Source organism: Mesorhizobium sp. M0244 (assembly GCF_040321795.1).
In the GTDB taxonomy this organism is placed as follows: Bacteria; Pseudomonadota; Alphaproteobacteria; order Rhizobiales; family Rhizobiaceae; genus Mesorhizobium.
Genome location: NZ_JAMYSE010000034.1, coordinates 25285 through 42393, shown reverse-complemented (window position 1 = coordinate 42393; position 17109 = coordinate 25285). Strand labels below are relative to the sequence as shown.

13 protein-coding genes and 1 pseudogene are annotated in these 17109 nt (G+C 62.7%); 10 read left to right on the top strand and 4 right to left on the bottom strand.

The window, feature by feature from the left end:
* Positions 1-166 precede the first annotated feature (166 nt).
* Positions 167-1797: pseudogene (locus NKJ08_RS20245) on the bottom strand (ATP-binding cassette domain-containing protein).
* Between the two features lie 600 nt (positions 1798-2397).
* Between NKJ08_RS20245 and NKJ08_RS20240 the strand changes: the two are divergent.
* From NKJ08_RS20240 to NKJ08_RS20205, 8 genes are all read left to right on the top strand, one after another.
* Positions 2398-3708, top strand: coding sequence for an ABC transporter substrate-binding protein (locus tag NKJ08_RS20240; RefSeq protein ID WP_352527282.1), 1311 nt, complete (start codon positions 2398-2400; stop codon positions 3706-3708).
* A 70-nt stretch (positions 3709-3778) separates the two neighbouring features.
* Positions 3779-4654, top strand: coding sequence for an ABC transporter permease (locus tag NKJ08_RS20235; protein ID WP_352527283.1), 876 nt, complete (start codon positions 3779-3781; stop codon positions 4652-4654).
* Complete coding sequence (locus NKJ08_RS20230) at positions 4651-5568, top strand: ABC transporter permease (protein ID WP_352782945.1); 918 nt, start codon at positions 4651-4653, stop codon at positions 5566-5568. The genes NKJ08_RS20235 and NKJ08_RS20230 overlap by 4 nt, the downstream gene beginning before the upstream one ends.
* Positions 5565-6671 (top strand): ABC transporter ATP-binding protein, encoded by a 1107-nt coding sequence (locus NKJ08_RS20225; protein WP_352782942.1) that lies wholly within the window; start codon positions 5565-5567, stop codon positions 6669-6671. The genes NKJ08_RS20230 and NKJ08_RS20225 overlap by 4 nt, the downstream gene beginning before the upstream one ends.
* A gap of 26 nt (positions 6672-6697) precedes the next feature.
* A complete protein-coding gene (locus NKJ08_RS20220; RefSeq protein ID WP_352527286.1) occupies positions 6698-7174 on the top strand; it encodes a (2Fe-2S)-binding protein in 477 nt (158 codons plus the stop codon).
* Positions 7175-7187: 13 nt separating this feature from the next.
* Positions 7188-9575: a xanthine dehydrogenase family protein molybdopterin-binding subunit gene (locus NKJ08_RS20215; protein WP_352782964.1), complete on the top strand. Its 2388-nt coding sequence runs from the start codon at positions 7188-7190 to the stop codon at positions 9573-9575.
* Between the two features lie 10 nt (positions 9576-9585).
* Entirely contained in the window at positions 9586-10413 is an 828-nt protein-coding gene (locus tag NKJ08_RS20210; RefSeq protein ID WP_352782940.1) for an FAD binding domain-containing protein, read from the top strand.
* Positions 10414-10461: 48 nt separating this feature from the next.
* Entirely contained in the window at positions 10462-11919 is a 1458-nt protein-coding gene (locus NKJ08_RS20205; protein WP_352782938.1) for an amidase, read from the top strand.
* Here the strand turns inward: NKJ08_RS20205 and NKJ08_RS20200 are convergent.
* Positions 11912-12835, bottom strand: a complete 924-nt coding sequence (locus NKJ08_RS20200; protein ID WP_352527289.1) for a LysR substrate-binding domain-containing protein — start codon at positions 12833-12835, stop codon at positions 11912-11914. The two genes, NKJ08_RS20205 and NKJ08_RS20200, sit on opposite strands and share 8 nt — an antisense overlap.
* 282 nt (positions 12836-13117) lie before the next feature.
* Here NKJ08_RS20200 and NKJ08_RS20195 point away from each other — a divergent pair, with 282 nt between their 5' ends.
* On the top strand, positions 13118-13972 hold the full coding sequence (locus NKJ08_RS20195; RefSeq protein ID WP_352527290.1) for a DeoR/GlpR family DNA-binding transcription regulator: 855 nt from the start codon (positions 13118-13120) through the stop codon (positions 13970-13972).
* A 44-nt stretch (positions 13973-14016) separates the two neighbouring features.
* A complete protein-coding gene (locus NKJ08_RS20190) occupies positions 14017-14991 on the top strand; it encodes an AraC family transcriptional regulator (protein WP_352782934.1) in 975 nt (324 codons plus the stop codon).
* A 30-nt stretch (positions 14992-15021) separates the two neighbouring features.
* On the opposite strand, the gene NKJ08_RS20185 is transcribed toward NKJ08_RS20190, so the two are convergent.
* Together NKJ08_RS20185 and NKJ08_RS20180 are read right to left on the bottom strand one after the other, a co-directional pair.
* Positions 15022-15978, bottom strand: a complete 957-nt coding sequence (locus NKJ08_RS20185; RefSeq protein WP_352527292.1) for a phosphotransferase — start codon at positions 15976-15978, stop codon at positions 15022-15024.
* On the bottom strand, positions 15978-16931 hold the full coding sequence (locus tag NKJ08_RS20180) for a phosphotransferase (protein WP_352782931.1): 954 nt from the start codon (positions 16929-16931) through the stop codon (positions 15978-15980). The genes NKJ08_RS20185 and NKJ08_RS20180 overlap by 1 nt, the downstream gene beginning before the upstream one ends.
* Positions 16932-17109 lie beyond the last annotated feature (178 nt).

Sequence of the window (17109 nt, the reverse complement as noted above, 5' to 3'; positions counted from 1 at the left end):
TGATGGATCGTGCGCGTGGGGGCCGCAAAGGGTCGCGCTCCTAACATTCAGTCAGGCCAAAGCTTGCACGTGCATCCCCGCTTTGTAGCAAACGCCAGGCCTGTTGCTCCTTCAGAATGCTGATGATTCGAATGTCAGAAGCTTTCGCCATGCCGCCAGCATGCGATCAGATGACCGTCGCCGACCTGCCTGACCGGCGGTTCTGATTTTCTGCAGTCGGGGAGAGCTCGGGGGCACCGATCGGCGAAAGAACATCCGCTGCTCGGGAAATCGGCTGCCGTAATGTCGAGCTGAGCCGAGATCTTCGGCGCGGTCTCATCCGAGGACGCCGCCAGCAGGAGTTTCGTTTCGTATAGGGATGATTGGGGCCGCGAAAAATCTGGTCGGATGAACCGGTCTCGTCGAGACGGCTGCGATAGAGCACGCTGATCCTGTCAGCCATGTAGCGTACGACCCTGAGGTCCTGGCTGATGAACAGATAGGTCGTGTCCTTGTCCCGCTGCAGGTCGTTGAGAAGGTTGAGAACGGTCGCCTGGATGGAAACGTCGAGCGCCGAGGTGGGCTCGTCCAGCACGACGATTTTCGGCACGCCGGCGAAGGCGCGCGCAATGGCCGCTCGCTGTCGCTGGCCGCCGGACAGCGACCGCGACTTTTGCTCAGCCGTGCTGCTGGCCAGACGAACCGAAGCAAGCAAATCACTGACGTGCTGCTTCACGTCGCGGCGGCGCAGACCGGCAAGCCGCCGCAAAGGGCGGCCCAAAATCCTGCCTATCTTTTGCCGTGGGTTGAGCGTGCGGTCCGGTGATTGGAAGACCATTGCACGTCGCGTCGTTCGCCAAGATTTCTCTTCTCGACGCGCGGTACGACCGTCTTGCCGAACAGCGCGACCGATCCGGTACTTGGGATCTGCAGGCCGGTGACGATCCTCGCCAATGTCGACTTGCCGGAACCGGACTCGCCGATCAGCCCGAATGTTTCGCCCAAGCCGATGCTGACGTCGATCTCGTGCAGCACTGGCTGGCTGCCGAAGGAATGGCTGATGCCTTTGCAGGCGATCGCGATCTGACGTTCTTTTGGCGAGCCGGCATTTTCATCCGAGATTGTCGCCGTCGGATCGGGTCCATCCGTCTCAGCCAGCCTTCCGTCCCGCTTGGTGTAGTTAAGTGCCGGGATCGAGGCGATGAGCGCCTTTCTGTAAGCATGGCTTGGGTTGTCGAAGACATCGCCGGCGGCGCCGCTTTCGACCACGGTTCCCGACTGCATCACCGCCACCCGGTCGCAGGATCGGCGGATCATGTTGATGTCGTGGCTGATCAGAAGAACGCTGGTTTTGTGGTCCCTGCGAAGATCCTGCAGGATGGCGATGATCTCGGACTGGACGCTGGCATCCAACGCCGTCGTCGGCTCGTCCAGCACCAGCAGCGGCGGGTCGAGCGCAATGGCGATGGCGATGTTGGCCTGCTGCCGCATGCCGCCGGACAGTTCGTGCGGATAGAGGCCCAGCACCCGCTCCGGATGGCTGACGCGGACACGCCTGAGCAGTTCGGCGGCGCGCTCGCGCGCCTCGTCGTGGCGAACCGGACGATGCCGCATGATCGTAGACCGCGGCTGCGGCCCGCTCATCGGCTGGCCGGGTAGTATCAGCGTCTCCTGGAAGCTCCGATCTTCATCTGCCCGACGGCGTTTCCGATCGTGAAATCTGTTCAGTCCAGCTGGGAAAAATCGACCAGTGCTGTCGATAGTCCTCGAAATCTGGGCAAGATGTCGGAGGCGGTCAGTGCCAGGATCGAGGAGCAAATGCAGGCCGGCAGTTTCCCGGTTCGCCTGAAGGGCGACGACTGGGACAGCGGCGACATCGTTCTAGCCGCTCGATGTGGTTGCCGCAAGCGTGCCAATGGGATGGTTCGAGCGCCCGATCGAGAATGCTGCAGAGGCAATCTGAAGATGCGACGTCCAGCCGAACTGGAGCCATGCTATAAAAATTGCCAGGGCAAAGTCGCACAATCTGGAACTGCCAGAAGGACGTGCCCCTCAAGACCCTTTCGAACCTGAAACGTTTACAAGGTGTGTTCTTAGATTCAGCACGGTGGCCTCGGCCATAGCGCATCGAAGTTACTTTTCATTCGGCTACTGCGCGTCTTCGCGCAACAGAATCGCCAATTTGCTGAATCTTCTGGCAAAAAAACCCAGGGAACTGAGGTTTCTGCATATGTTTTGGCAGGTTTGTGCTTGCCCGTGCTCATATCGTCGGCAGATTTGCCTGGCTTATGATTGGAATTTTTACTTCTAATTTGGCGGCCCGCACAAAAAATATATCCTGCCCCCAGCAGGCAGCCAGACATCGAAAGAATGTGGATTGCCGACGACAGGTTCGGCATGCAGGGGAAGGGTTTGACCATGAAACAGGTGAAAGAGTCGACGAACTCACTGACCAGAAGAAAGTTTCTCAAAGGCAGCGCGGCGGCTGCAGGCGCGGCCGTCGGATCGGGTGCGATCGGCGGCTTTCCGACGATCTGGGCCCAGGAGATCAAGGACATTGAACTGCGCCATCTCGGTGTTTCCTACTCGGTGGTGAAGGCCATCGGCGACCAGGCTGCCAAGGATCTCGGCTTCAAGGTGACGATGCAGAATCTCGACACCTCGGCCGCCATCAACCGCTTCATCACCCAGCCGAATTCGGTCGATATCGCCGATCTGGAGGGTTGGCAGGCCAAGCTCGCCGCCAAGCGCGGCGTTATCCAGGGCATCGAAATCAAGAAGATCAAGGAGTTCGACAACATCCTGCCGATCTTCACCAAGGGCGAGATCGACGGCGCCGTCGTGTCGCGGCAGGGCATTTCGCCCTACGAGGCGATGTACATAGAGACGCCGGACGCGACCGAGCTGCATGACGGTGTCACCGACTGGGCGACGTTCCTGCCGCAGGTCTACAATGCGGATTCGATCGGCTACCGACCCGACCTGGTCGGCCATCCGGTCACCGAATGGAAGGAACTGATCGATCCGAAATTCAAGGGCAAGGCGGCGATCCTCGACGTGCCGGCCATCGGCATCATGGACGCCGCGCTGTGTTTCGAGAGCGCCGACCTGATCAAATACGCCAACAAGGGCAACATGACCAAGGCCGAGATCGACTTCACCATCGACAAGCTGATCGAGCTGAAGAAGTCGGGCCACTTCCGCGCCACCTGGACCACATTCGACCAGTCGGTGCAGCTGATGGCGGCCGGCGAGGTCATCATCCAGTCGATGTGGTCGCCAGCCGTCGCCGCGGTGCGCGTCAAGGAGATCCCTTGCGTCTACGCGCCGGTCAACAAGAAGGGCGACAAGGAAGGCTATCGCGGCTGGTGCAACGGCATGGGCCTGATGAAGCACCTCACCGGCAAGAAGCTCGACGCCGCCTACGAATACATCAACTGGTACTATACCGGCTGGCAGGGCGCCTTCGTCGCCCGCTACGGCTACTACAGCCCGGTGCCGACCAAGGCCAAGCCGTTCCTCACCGCCGCCGAGTGGGACTACTGGTACGACGGCAAGCCTGCTCCCGACGAGATCAAGGATCCTTATGGCATCCCGATGGAGAAGGCAGGCACGGTGCGCGATGGCGGCTCCTTCCTCGAGCGGGTCAAGAACATCTCGTGCTGGAACACGCTCATGGACGAGGCGGCCTACATGAACAAGCGCTGGAACGACTTCAAGGTCGCTTGAGATGCTGCAACCGGATCGGGCGCGCCGTGCCCGATCCACACCTTCATCCGAAAATCTTCGGAGAGCCGCGATGGCGCAAAGCGCTGCGTTCAAGCGAAATCTGGCCGGATGGGCCTATGTGGCGCCGCTCGTCGTCGTGCTGATCCCGTTCTTCGTGCTGCCGCTGATCGCCGTGGTGGCGGCGAGCTTCTTCGAGACCGACGGCTTTGGCGGATTGTTCCCGGCCTTCAACCTCGACAATTATACCGAGATCCTGACTTCGGGACTGACGTTCAATCTCTATTACGAGACGATCAAGTTCACCGTGCTGACCTGGTTTTTCAGCCTGCTGATCGGCTTTTTCGTTGCCTATTTCCTCGTCTTCCATGTCAGGAACCCGTTGCTTGCGCTTGGGCTGTTCCTGCTCTGCACCGTGCCGTTCTGGACCTCGAACATCATCCGGATGATTTCCTGGATCCCCTTGCTCGGCAAGGAAGGGCTGGTCAACGCGGCCTTGATCAGGCTCGGTCTGATCGACCAGCCGCTCGAATTCCTGCTGTTTTCGAGCTTCGCGGTGGTGGTCGCCTATGTCCACCAGCTTACCATCTTCATGATCGTGCCGATCTTCAACGCCATGGGCCGCATCGACAAACGTGTCGTCGAGGCCGCGGTCGACGCCGGCGCCAGCCGTTTCGACATCATGCGCCTGATCATCGTGCCGCTGTCGAAAAGCGGCATCGCGCTCGGCTCGATCTTCGTCATCTCGATCGTCATGGGCGACTTCTTCGTGGTCAAGGTGATGTCGGGCGGTGGTTCGGCCTCCGTCGTCGGCGCCTTCTACGAGGACATCTCGGTGCTGCAATATCCGACCGCCGCGGCGAGTGCTGTTCTGCTGACGATAATCCTCGTCATCACGGTCGGCCTGATCCTGCGCTTCGTCGACATCCGCAAGGAGATTACGCGATGAGCCTGGCCCGTATCTCGGACGTTACCTCAGCCAGCGCACCGGCGCGCAGGAGCCGGGCGATCGCGCCGGCCGGCGGCCGCCGGCCGTGGACCTTCTACGTGCTTGCCACCTTGTTCACGCTCTATCTGCTGGCGCTCTACGGGCCGATGGCCTGCATCTACATCCTGTCCTTCCAGGATCTGCGCGGCGGGCTGGTGTTCCCGATGAAGGTCCTGTCCCTGCACTGGTTCGTCGACCTGTTCACGCAGGTCCGCACCGGTGACGTCAAAGGCTCCTTCGAGCGCTCGTTCGAGCTTGCGATCGTGGTCACGGTGCTGACCGTGCTCGTGTCGTTCCTGGCCGGGCTTGGCTTTCGCAAGCGCTTCGCCGGCGACACGGTCGTCTTCTATCTGATGATCGGCAGTCTGGTCGCTCCTGGCCTGGTGCTCGGCATTGGTGTCGGGCTCATCTTCAACGCGGTCGGCATCGACGCAAGCCTGTTCACCTCCGCACTAGGCGCGCAGCTTTCATGGACGCTGCCCTTCGGCGTGCTGGTCATGTTCGCCGTCATGTCGCGCTTCGACCACGCATGGGAAGAAGCGGCGCGCGACCTCGGCGCCTCGCCCTGGCAGACGATCCGGCTCGTCGTCATCCCGGTGCTGGCGCCCGGCATCGTCGCTGTCGCGCTGTTCGGCTTCACGCTCTCCTATGACGAATTTGCCCGGACGCTGCAGACGGCCGGCTCGCTCAACACGCTGCCTCTGGAGATCTGGAGCATGACGCTGAACATCACCTCACCGGCGCTCTATGCGCTTGGCACCGTAACCACGATCGTCTCGTTTGTTGTCATCGGGGCAAGCCTCGGCACCATCGCCTTCATGCAGAAACGGCGTGAGGCGCGCGCGCCTGCCGGCCAGCAGGGAGGTGCTGCATGAGCTTCGGCAAGGGCAATATCGAGCTTGCCGGCGTCGCCAAAAGCTATGATGGCTTCGCCTATGCGGTCGACGGCGTCAATCTGAAGATACCGGACGGCGCCTATTGCTGCATCCTCGGCCCGTCAGGCTGCGGCAAGACCACGATCCTGCGCATGATTGCCGGCCATGAGGATCCGACCGTCGGCGAGATCATGATCGGCGGCGAGAACGTCGTCGGCCTGCCGCCGGTCGAGCGCCGCACGGCTATGATGTTCCAGTCCTACGCGCTGTTTCCGCATCTCACGGTGCGCGACAACATCGCCTTCGCGCTCCGGGTTCGCGGGTTGTCGAAGGCCGAGCGCTACACCAAGACCGACGCCATGATCGAGAAGGTGCGGATGACCGGGTTTTTCGATCGTCTCCCGGCGCAGCTTTCCGGCGGCCAGCAGCAGCGCGTGGCGCTTGCGCGCGCGGCGATCACCGAACCGCGGGTGCTGCTGCTCGACGAGCCGCTGTCGGCGCTCGACGAACATCTGCGCATCAGGATGCGCGCAGAACTGCGGCGCATGCAGCGCGAACTCGGCATCACTTTCGTCCATGTCACGCACACCCAGCTCGAGGCCATCGCCCTCGCCGAAATGGTCGTCGTCATGGAAAACGGCAAGATCAAGCAGTCCGGTCCGGCGCGCGAAATCTATGCCGCGCCCAAGGATCGCTACGTTGCGGAGTTTCTCGGCGGGCAGAATGTGCTCAGCGGCAAGGTCGGCAAGATCAACGGCACGCGGGCGATGATCGCCAGCCCCGAGATCGCCGGCATTCAGATTCCGATGCACGCCGGTGCCCGGCTGGAGGCCGGCCAGGCGATCGACATCGCGGTGCGGCGCGACGATGTCGAGCTCTTCCGCAAGGGCACGGCACTGTCCGAGCAGGACATGGCGTCGGTGCCGGCGACAATCCTCGGCATCGAGTATCAGGGCAATTTCGTCAAGGTGATGCTGGACGCAGCCGGCGAGGAGGAATTCGTCGCCTATGTGCCGGAGCGCCGTTTTTTCGAGAATCTGTTCGAAGTCGGCGACAGCGTCCTTGCGGCATGGCTGATCGACCGCGCACATTTGCTTGCCTAGACCTCCGTAAGGATTTGGAGCCCGTCATGGAAATCAGTCTCACGCTCAATGCACGCCCGGTCAGCGTCTCGGTCGAACCGGCGATGCTGCTGGTGGAGCTGCTGCGTGAGCAGCTCTCGCTCACCGGAACGCATGTCGGCTGCGACACCAGCCAATGCGGTGCTTGCCTGGTGCATTTCAACGGCGAGTCCGTGAAGAGCTGCACCATGCTGGCGGTCTCGGCCGATGGCGGCTCGGTGATGACGGTCGAAGGCCTGTCGGCCGCCGGGCAGGCGAAGTTGCATCCGATGCAACAGGCCTTCCATGAAAACCATGGACTGCAGTGCGGCTTCTGCACGCCAGGCATGCTGATGAGCGCGGTCGACCTCGTCGGGCGCAATCCCGATCCGAGCGAGGTCGAGGTGCGCGATTGGCTGGAGGGCAATCTCTGCCGCTGCACCGGCTACCACAACATCGTCAAATCGGTGATCGCCGGCGCTGCCGCCATGCGCGATGCGAAGTGAGGGACTCATGAACATGTCAAAAGTGGTCGGCATCGGCGCGTCGCCAAAACGCAAGGAGGATCTGCGCTTCGTCACCGGGCGTGGCAACTACGTCGCCGACATCAAGCGGCCCGGCATGCTGTTCGGCGCGTTCCTGCGCTCGCCGCACGCGCATGCCCGGCTTGGGGCGATCGACGTGACGGCGGCCGGTGCGATGCCGGGCGTGGTGGCGGTCTATACCGGCGAAGACCTGAAAGCCGACAATGTCGGCGGCCTGCCGGTCGGCTGGGGCATCCATGGCAAGGACGGCAACCCGATGAAAGAGCCGCCGCACCCGCCGATCGCGCATGGCAAGGTGCGCCATGTCGGCGACGCCGTCGCCTTCGTGGTGGCGGAAACGGTCGAGCAGGCGCGGAGCGCGGTGGAGGCGATCGACGTCCAGTACGAGATCCTGCCCGCCGTGGTCAGCGTCGTCGAAGCCTTGCAGGCGGGGGCGCCCGCCGTCTATGACGACATTCCGGACAATCTTTGCTGCGACTGGGAACTGGGCGACGCCGCCGCCGTCGAGGCGGCTTTCATTGACGCCGCGCATGTCGCCAGCATCGAGCTGGTCAACAACCGCCTTATCGGCAATCCGATGGAGCCACGCGCGGCGATCGGCGAGTACGATTTCGCCACCGGCCAGCACACGCTGTGGACCACCAGCCAGTTTCCGCATGTGGTGCGCTTCTTGATGGGCGAGTTCGTGCTTCATATCCCCCAGCACAAATTACGCGTCGTGGCGCCCGACGTCGGCGGTGGTTTCGGCGTCAAGCAGTTCCACTATGCCGAGGAAGCCGTCGTCACCTGGGCCGCCGCCAAGCTCGGGCTGCCGGTCAAGTGGGTATGCGAGCGGTCGGAAGGTTTTGTCTCCGATGCCCATGGCCGCGACCATTTTACCGAGGCCGACCTGGCCCTCGACGAGAGCGGCAAATTTCTGGGTTTGAGGGTGCGCACGCTCGCCAATATGGGGGGCTACCTCTCGACCTTCGGGCCCAATATCCCGACCAATCTTTATGCCCCGCTGCTGTCGGGGGTCTATCGCATGCCGGCGATCCACTGCTCGGTCAAGGTGGTGTTCACCAACACCGTTCCCGTCGATGCCTATCGCGGCGCCGGGCGGCCTGAAGCGACCTTCGTGCTGGAACGTCTGGTCGATGTAGCGGCGATCGAGATGGGCATCGACAAGCGCGCGATCCGACGTCGCAACATGATCCCGACAGAGGCCTATCCCTATCAGACGCCGGTCATCGTCGAGTATGACAGCGGCGATCCGATGGGTTGCCTCGACCGGGCCGAGAAGCTCGCCGATGTGGAAGGCTTCGAGCAGCGGCGGCTGGAATCGGCGCACCGCGGCAAATATCGCGGCCTCGGACTCTCCACCTACGTCGAAGCCTGTGGGCTTGCGCCATCGCGGCTCGCCGGCAGTCTCGGGGCGCGCGGTGGTCTCTACGAAAGTGCCACGGTGCGAGTGCATCCAACCGGCGCCGTCACCGTGCTGATCGGCACCCACAATCACGGCCAGGGCCACGAGACGACCTTCGCGCAGATCGTCTCGGATCGTCTTGGCGTGCCGTTCGAGGATATCGACATCGTCTGCGGCGACACCGCCAAGGTGCAGTTCGGCATGGGCACCTACGGCTCGCGCTCGCTCGTCGTCGGTGGCGCAGCGCTTTCGAAGGCGGCCGACAAGGTGATCCTGAAGGGGAGGAAGATCGCGGCACACCAGCTCGAGGCCGACCTAGGGGATATCGTCTTCGAGGCCGGGGAGTTCTCCGTCGCCGGCACGGATCGCAAGAAGAAGTTCACCGAGATCGCCGGTGCGGCCTATGTGCCGTTCGACTATCCGCTGGAAACGCTCGAGCCCGGGCTTGAGGAGCAATCCTACTACGACCCGGTCAACTTCACCTATCCCGGCGGGGCGCATTTCGCCGAAGTCGAGATCGACCCTGACACCGGCACGGTGACGCTCGAGCGCTATACCGCCGTCGACGATGTCGGCACGATCATCAATCCGATGATCGTCGAGGGTCAGTTGCAAGGCGGCATCGCCCAGGGCGTCGGCCAGGCGCTGTTCGAGCACGGCGTCTACGACGAGAGCTCCGGACAGCTGCTCTCCGGGTCCTTCATGGACTATTGCATGCCGCGCGCCGACAATTTCCCGGCGATCGTCGTTGCGCCGCACTCCACCACCTGCACACATACGCCGATGGGCGTGAAGGGCTGCGGCGAGTGCGGCACCATCGGCTCACCAGCTGCCGTCATCAACGCCGTGGTCGACGCCCTGCAGCCGCTGGGCATCACCCATGTCGATATGCCGGCCACGCCGAACCGGATCTGGAACATCATCCGCAATTCGCGCGCCGCGCTCGCGGCCGAATGAGGAGGCTTCGATGAAATCCTTCGCCTATCTGAAGCCCGCGACGACCGTGGCGGCGGCCGCTCTGCTGGCCAAGCACGACGATGCCAAAATCCTGGCCGGCGGCATGACCTTGCTGCCTGCCATGAAGCAAAGCCTGGCCGCGCCGGCCGCGATCATCGATCTCTCGGCGGTGGCAGCACTTCGCGAGATCGAATTGGAGGAGGGCGCGTTGGTGGTCGGCGCCATGGCGCGCCACTACGACGTGGCGTCCTCCGCGCTGGTGCGGACGCATATCCCCGCACTGGCCGCGCTCGCCGGGCAGATCGGCGACCCGCAAGTGCGCCATCGCGGCACGATCGGCGGTTCCGTCGCCAACAACGATCCAGCCGCCGATTATCCGGCGGCGATCCTGGCGCTTGATGCCACCGTGATCACGACCAGGCGGACGGTCGCCGCCGCCGCATTCTTCGTCGACATGTTCGAGACGGCGCTCGAACCCGGGGAAATCGTTACCGGTTTCCGCATCCCGGTTGCCGAAATGGCGGCCTACGCGAAATTCCGCAGCCCGGCGTCGCGCTATGCGCTTGTGGGCGTGTTCGTCGCACGGACGGCCGGAAAGGTGCGTGTCGCCGTCACCGGTGCGGCCTCGTCGGTTTTCAGGGCGCTCGACGTCGAGGCGGCGCTGCAGGAGCGGTTCGATCCGGATGCGCTCAACCGCGTCTCGATGGATCCATCGGGATTGAATTCCGATATCCACGCGGATCGCGACTATCGCGCCAATCTGGTGATGGTCATGGCACGGCGAGCGGTAGCGGCTGCGCTTCAAAACGCCGGCCAGGGTGCAACAAAAGGACAATAGCGGCCGGCCGGCGCGGTTCGGCCGCGCGAGTCCGGCCCGGGAGGGCTTATGACCGTCAATCCAGCCAATTTCGGCGCGGCCAGCGCGCCGGGCGACCTTGCGCGTCTTTCCGCCGCCGACATGGTCGCCGGCTACAGAGCAGGCCGTTTCGACGCTGTCGACGTGATCGACGATACGGTGTCGGCGCTCCGCCGCGCGGACGCTGTCTGCGACATCGTGGTGACCGACCTTTATGACGAGGCTGTTTCCGCCGCCAAGGTGATCGCACAGCGCTACCGAAAGGGCATTGAGAACCGTGCGCTGGCGGGCGTTCCTATCACCGTCAAGGATCTCGTCTTCGTCGCCGGTAAACCGGCGAAAGCGGGCGCACCTTCGCTCGCCGGTTTCGTGCCTGAGGTCGATGCGCATGTCGTGCGCCGCCTGCGTGCCGCCGGCGCCCTCGTAACCAGCAAAACGACCACCTGTGAATCCGGCTACAAGCTCACCGCCGACAGTCCCGTCAGCGGCGTCACCCGCAATCCCTGGTCACCGGACCGCACCAGTGGCGGCTCCAGCGGCGGTGCCGCCGCCGGTGTCGCCGCCGGCTGCGGCCCGCTGGCGATTGGCACCGACGGCGTCGGTTCAATCCGCGTCCCGGCTTCGTTCTGCGGGGTCTTTGGTCTCAAGCCGACTTTTGGCCTCGTTTCGCGCGCGCCCGGCTTCTTCCCGCCGTCATGGGCATCGCTTGCGCATACCGGCCCGATCGCGCGGACGGTCGCGGACGCGGCCCGGCTGCTGGAGACAATTGCGGGCTACGACGTGCGCGACGCCGCCTCGCTCGCCTTGAAGCCACAGGAGTATTCAAGGACCCCGGCGTCAGCCAGGGGCCTGCGTGTCGCTCTCTCTGTCGATTTCGGCTACGCGCCGGTCGACCGCCAAGTCCGGGCGGCGTTTATCGCTGCCGTGGATATCCTGGCGTCCGCCGGGGCCGAACTCGTCGAGGTGCCTTTCGCCCTCGACCCGCATATGCTGGACAAGGTGCTCAAGCCGATCGCCTTCACGGAGCAAGCGGCATCGGTCGGCGATCGCGCTGAGGATGCGTTTATCGATTCGGACGACGAGTTTCGCGCGGTTCTTCGAAAGGGCCTCAGCTACAGCGGTGCGGACTATATGGCGGCGACGCATCTGCGCACACGGCTGAGGAGCCAGTTCGTCGAACTGTTTCGCACCGTCGACCTATTGCTGACGCCGACAGTCGCGGTGACAGCCTTCGCGGCCGGCACTCTCGGCGCTTCCCGTGTCGATGGGCAACCGGTCGACGCGCATCTGGGCTGGTCGCCCTTCACCTGGCCGGTCAATCTGTGCGGCCTGCCAGCCGCGACGATCCCTTGCGGGCGCGATGCCTCGGGTCTGCCGATCGGCCTGCAGATGATCGCGCCATGGATGCGGGAGACCTCCATCATTGCTCTCGCCGGGGCCTTCGAGCAGGCGCAGCCCTGGGCGCAGGAATGGCCACCGCTCAACTGATTGGTTCTTCGCTGTCGGCTTCGCGCAAGTCCGGCATCAGCACACCACCGATCTCGCGGCTGATATTGAGATAATGCGAAAGATAGTCGTACAGTGCCTTGGCGGCCGGTGTGGTCGCACCTTGCGCCTTGTAGAGCAGCAGGTCGACTTTTGGCAGTGTCGGAAATTCAACTCTGGCGACGATCTCGCGCATGCCCGAAACGAGCGCGCTGCGGCCGAGAACGGTGACGGCCATACCCGAAAACACCGCGGCTTGGAGGCCGCTGACGCTTTCGCTGACACAGGCGATGCGCCAGGGGCGGCCCGCCATTTCGAGGTGCTCGATGGCGTGGTCGCGATAGATGTTGCCAGGCGGCAGCAGTGCCAGCGGCAAGGGTGTCTCGATATGCGCCGTTGAGTGTTCCCCGGTGATCCAGACGAGCTGTTCCTGACGCACGACCCGCCCGCCGATGAAGTCGTTCATCCGCGTGACCAGCGCGATGTCGATTTCGCCGCGATGGACCTGCGCGACCAGCGGCGTCGACAGCGAGCATTGAAGCTGGACCTGGACGCGCGGGAAGGCGCGCTGGAATACGGCCAGGATCGACGGCAGCAGATAGGCAGCATAGAGGTCGGGGGTGCCGAGGATCACCTGGCCTTCGATATCGGGCGATGAGAGCCGCGACAGCAGCTCGTCGTGCAGGCGAAGAATCGAATTTGCATAAGAAAGCACCAGCCTGCCATCGGAAGTGAGCACCATCTTGCGTCCGTCATGACGGAACAGGTTGCAGCCGCAAATGTCGTCGAGCCGCTGAAGTTGCAGGGTAATGGCCGGCTGTGAGCGGCTGAGGCGCCGCGCCGTCTCCGTAATGCTGCCGGTTTCCGCGACACATTGCAGAGACCGGAGCATTCGTATGTCGACGCTGATGAGGTTCATAAACGTGCCCGAGCCAGATCCGATATGGCCGGTCTATTTTCATGCAAGATTCATTCCAAATCTGGTGCCCATGCTTATGGCTTCCACCACTCGGCGGATGGCTGCCTGTCACAATGCAACCAATTTTGCAGAGGCAGACGAGATGATGCCTTCACAGCCAGTATGAGGGCAGTACCACATTTTCTGTGGACAATCCACAGAAGCCATGCGTAAGATTTCCCAGTTCGGAACGGCAGGGTGAGCGGTTAGTTCGCTCCAAGCAGAATGGAGACCGGTCGGTCGATGAGCAGTGGAGCGCATTTGCCAACGAAGGATGGGAGCCTGCAGCGGTCTGCCTCACCGATGCAGGAGAAGGACCGGCTTTCCAAAGCGGTTCGCCAACAGCGCATCATGGCGCAACTGGCTGCGGCACCCACATTGCGGGCCACCGAACTGGCGGTGGCTTTGAGCGTCTCCGGGGAGACCATCCGCAGGGATCTGCTGGAACTGCATGAACAGGGGCTAATCAACCGCACCTATGGCGGCGCTTCTCGCCCATTTGCGTTTGAGGCGGCGCGCAGTGACCGTCGCCGGATAATGGTCGCGGAACGGGAAGCCATTGCTTCCGCGGTTTCGGCAAGGATACTTCCGAAGGAAGTACTGATGCTGGGCGGCGGGGCCACCACCTATCACGTCGCCCGGTTCCTGGCGGCCCGCAACCGGGACATCACGGTCATCACCCACGACTTCGCCAGTGCCAGCGCGCTTGGTACCAACCCAACCATCCGCGTGTTGTTCTGCGCCGGCAGGCTTCATCCCGGCGAGGGATATCTGCTCGGTGCGCAGACCATCGCCAGCATCAACGGCTACGAGGCCAACCGGGCAATCGTGGGCGCGACCGGCATCAGCGCGCGAGGCATATACGACGCCGACGAAGAGGCCGGTGCCGTCTACAACGCCATGATCGAGCGCGCTGCCGAGGCGATCGTGGTCGCCGACCACAGCAAGTTCGATCAACTCGCCGTCTCAGTCTGTGCACGATGGAATGAGGTGGACCGCCTCGTCACCGACAAACAGCCTTCAGGAACGCTGGCCGCGGCACTGCGCAAGGCGGGGACCGACGTCATCGTTGCGGGAGTGTCAGAAATGAGCGAATAAAAACAAATAGTTGTCAACAGGGAGGTTGAGGACAGGAACCAAGCATGATGCACAATCCGGGTATTCGCACCAGACTGGTAACACAACGGCAGATCCAGATTGGCCGCCTTTTCGTTGATCTGGCAGTTGCCGAACGCCAGCTCGTCTGCAGCCGGGAACGCGTGGCCGGTGTGCGTGACCAGTCCTATATGCTGGTCGTACCCTTGAGCGAACGTCTCCACTATAGCCAGGCCGGGCGTTCAGGCACGATCGATGCCGGCGAGTACATTCTTCTGAGCCAGATGGAGTTTTATGAGATTTCCTCGGACACCGAGGCACTCCTGCTGATGGTTCGGATTCCGGCAGTGGAGCTGAGAGGGCGCCTTGCCTCGGTCGACGATCACATAGGCTGCCGCTTTGACGCCAACCGGCAGATGACGCTCTTGCTGGTCGACCTGCTGCGCAGAGTGGTGGACCTGTTCGCCGATTGCCCTCCGCCCAATCCGGAGGCATTGGCCACCGAGATCCTCGGTTTTATTGCTCTTGCCATTGGCGCAGAGGATCGTGGTTCGACCCTTGACGTGCGCAACGCCCGCTACCGCCTGCGCCGCCGCATCTTCGATTTCATCGAGACCAATCTCGGTAACCAGGATCTTTCGCCGCGAAAGATCGCCGCCAGCAGCCGGATATCCCTCAGCTATCTCTACAGCCTGTTCAACGACGACGACACGACGGTTGGTCAATTTATGCAGGTCAAGCGTCTTCAGCGCGCTTACGAGTTGCTGGTCGCCGATCCGAAGGGACACCTCACGGTCTCCGAGATCGCCTACCGGGTCGGTTTCAAGAACGTCTCCCATTTCTCCCGCACCTTCAGCCGGCATTTCGGCATGGCTCCACGCGAAGCGCATCAACTCGCTCGGCCGCTCGCTTCGGGGTCGTCCATTCCTCTTTCCGGGGGAGAAGCCGACAGGGCGGGTGCCGGTGCTTTCACATCCGGCGCCTGGAATGCCGCGCAAGAGGCGCTGCACGAAGCCATTTAACGGGTTCGCCAGCGGAACGGCTGCGCTTGCTCAAATGGCGCGCAGCCAGGCCTCCCAACGCGGGTCGTACATGACATCGCGTGCGCGCATGTACTTCCAGACGCCGTATTTCTGGTAGTCGAAATCCCAGGTCTTGAGCTTGCGATTCACCACCGCCCAGGACGCCCATTTAACGTCGGCCAATGCGCGGTTGAGCATGACGCGGGCGACAATATCGGGCTTGGTCGAGCCATAATATTGCTCGACCAGCTCAAGGATGAGTTTTTCGTCGTAGAACATTTCCGCGAACAGGACGCCGAGTTCATAGGCGCGCTCATTGTTGGACGCGAACTCGTAGTCGATCAGCTTCATCGGCAGCTGGCCTGCGCTGTCGAGGCCGATCAGGAAATTGCCGGGCATGGGGTCGTTGAAGCAGGGAACGAGGTCCAGGCCGGACGCCATGAATGCGGATCTGGCTTGCTCATAGCGGTGTTCGATCCACGGCATGGCAGGCGGAAAATGCGAGCCGAGTTGGCGGCCATGGTCGATGTGCTCGTCGATCATGTCGAAGATGGTTTTGGTCAGCGACAGCGCCGGGCCGGCATGAACACGGCGATAGATATCGAGAACCGCGCTCTGGATCGCGGCACTGGAGAAATCCGCATTGGTGCAGGCCCGATATCCCTGAAGGAATTCGCTGATCTCGACGCCGTCGCCGGGGTCGAAGAACACGACCTGGGGGCCTACGCCAATGGAATGCGCGTTGCGTGCAGCTTGGTTGGCGACCACGCGATCGACGAACATTTCCGAACCCGCGCCCGGCACCTTGACGAAATAGCTTCGGCTGTCTCCGGCGACCTCGACGACCCAATTCTGGTTCATAAGGCCACCGACGAGCGCGGCGTAGCTGATATCGCGGCCTCGCCATTGTGGCACCCGACCAACCGCGTGCTCCAGTGCATGTTCGTGGTCGTTGCTGGCTTGACCAAGGGCCTTCCTGATCGACATCAGACCCTCCGCAGCGCCTGGCCGAAGCGCGGCTCTCGCAGCGCCATTCGGCAACGCAGGAATCGCCAGCTGGCGAATTTGTAGAATTCATGCGTATCGCGCGACGACTTCGCCGCAACCAGCGCCCCGATCAGGCCCCAACGCAAATCATCGGCGATACCGTAGAGCCACGCCCGGTTGAAGGCTCTTTCGTCGAAGCCGCCGGTCATGCGGGAAAAGGCGTCGCGCGCTTCGGGCATCTCGTCGAAGGCCTCGACAAGAAAACTGCCGAGATCTTCCAGCGGATCGGCATTGGCCGCCCGGTCCCAGTCGACCAGCCGTACCTCGCCGGCATCGCTGATCAGCACGTTGGAAATGTTGCCGTCACCATGGACCGGCACTGCTTTTGCTGCGAGCGGCCGCATGGCTTCGGCGGCGAGTTGCAGTTCCGCCAGCAGCCAGTCCGCTTCCGACGGAAGTACGGCGTTCGCCGCGATCGCGTCGGCATGAAAACGCTCGATCTCGTCGAATACGCTGGCTGTGCGCGGCAATGGTGGGCCATCCTGGAAACGCTGTCGAGCGGCGAGGATCTTGTCGACGATGGCGGTATCGAGCAACTGGTCGAGCGTGCCGACGCGCCAGCCCTTGTCGAGATCCTCCATCACCAGCATGCCGGAGGCAATATCGGCCTTGAGCACCCTCGGTCCGATGCCGAGATCGGAAGCCCGCTGTGCTGCCTCGAAGGCGCAGGCGACATCGATATAGAAGACCGCATCGGGGTCCATCAGTTTGACGAACAGGGTCTCGCCGCTCGCCGTGTCGCTGACACGCCAGGGCGAGCCATCGACACCGCGCCAGCTCGGCGAGGCGAGGACGGGCAGGGCGGGTTCGGCCACGACGGCGCGCTCTTGCCAACCGGGCAGCGAGCGGATGCTCGCCTGAACCAAAGTTTGCTCCTCGTCGAATCTGCTCATACTGCCTTGGCTCGTCTGCTTTGCGGACATGGGGAAGCGCGGCTGCAAACCGTTCTTCCCAGTGTAGTTTCGCTGGGAATGGCGCAAAGGGGTATGTCTCATGCTCCATCATTTCTTGTCCGGCAGATCGACGCCCTACCGCAACACAGCCAAGCTTCGTAATCCAGACACTGTCGGC

Coding starts and splice junctions, on each gene's coding strand:
- NKJ08_RS20180 (WP_352782931.1), bottom strand. CDS start 16,931: ATGAGCAGATTCGACGAGGAGCAAACTTTGGTTCAGGCGAGCATCCGC.
- NKJ08_RS20205 (WP_352782938.1), top strand. CDS start 10,462: ATGACCGTCAATCCAGCCAATTTCGGCGCGGCCAGCGCGCCGGGCGAC.
- NKJ08_RS20185 (WP_352527292.1), bottom strand. CDS start 15,978: ATGTCGATCAGGAAGGCCCTTGGTCAAGCCAGCAACGACCACGAACAT.
- NKJ08_RS20200 (WP_352527289.1), bottom strand. CDS start 12,835: ATGAACCTCATCAGCGTCGACATACGAATGCTCCGGTCTCTGCAATGT.
- NKJ08_RS20215 (WP_352782964.1), top strand. CDS start 7,188: ATGTCAAAAGTGGTCGGCATCGGCGCGTCGCCAAAACGCAAGGAGGAT.
- NKJ08_RS20235 (WP_352527283.1), top strand. CDS start 3,779: ATGGCGCAAAGCGCTGCGTTCAAGCGAAATCTGGCCGGATGGGCCTAT.
- NKJ08_RS20240 (WP_352527282.1), top strand. CDS start 2,398: ATGAAACAGGTGAAAGAGTCGACGAACTCACTGACCAGAAGAAAGTTT.
- NKJ08_RS20225 (WP_352782942.1), top strand. CDS start 5,565: ATGAGCTTCGGCAAGGGCAATATCGAGCTTGCCGGCGTCGCCAAAAGC.
- NKJ08_RS20190 (WP_352782934.1), top strand. CDS start 14,017: ATGATGCACAATCCGGGTATTCGCACCAGACTGGTAACACAACGGCAG.
- NKJ08_RS20220 (WP_352527286.1), top strand. CDS start 6,698: ATGGAAATCAGTCTCACGCTCAATGCACGCCCGGTCAGCGTCTCGGTC.
- NKJ08_RS20230 (WP_352782945.1), top strand. CDS start 4,651: ATGAGCCTGGCCCGTATCTCGGACGTTACCTCAGCCAGCGCACCGGCG.
- NKJ08_RS20195 (WP_352527290.1), top strand. CDS start 13,118: ATGAGCAGTGGAGCGCATTTGCCAACGAAGGATGGGAGCCTGCAGCGG.
- NKJ08_RS20210 (WP_352782940.1), top strand. CDS start 9,586: ATGAAATCCTTCGCCTATCTGAAGCCCGCGACGACCGTGGCGGCGGCC.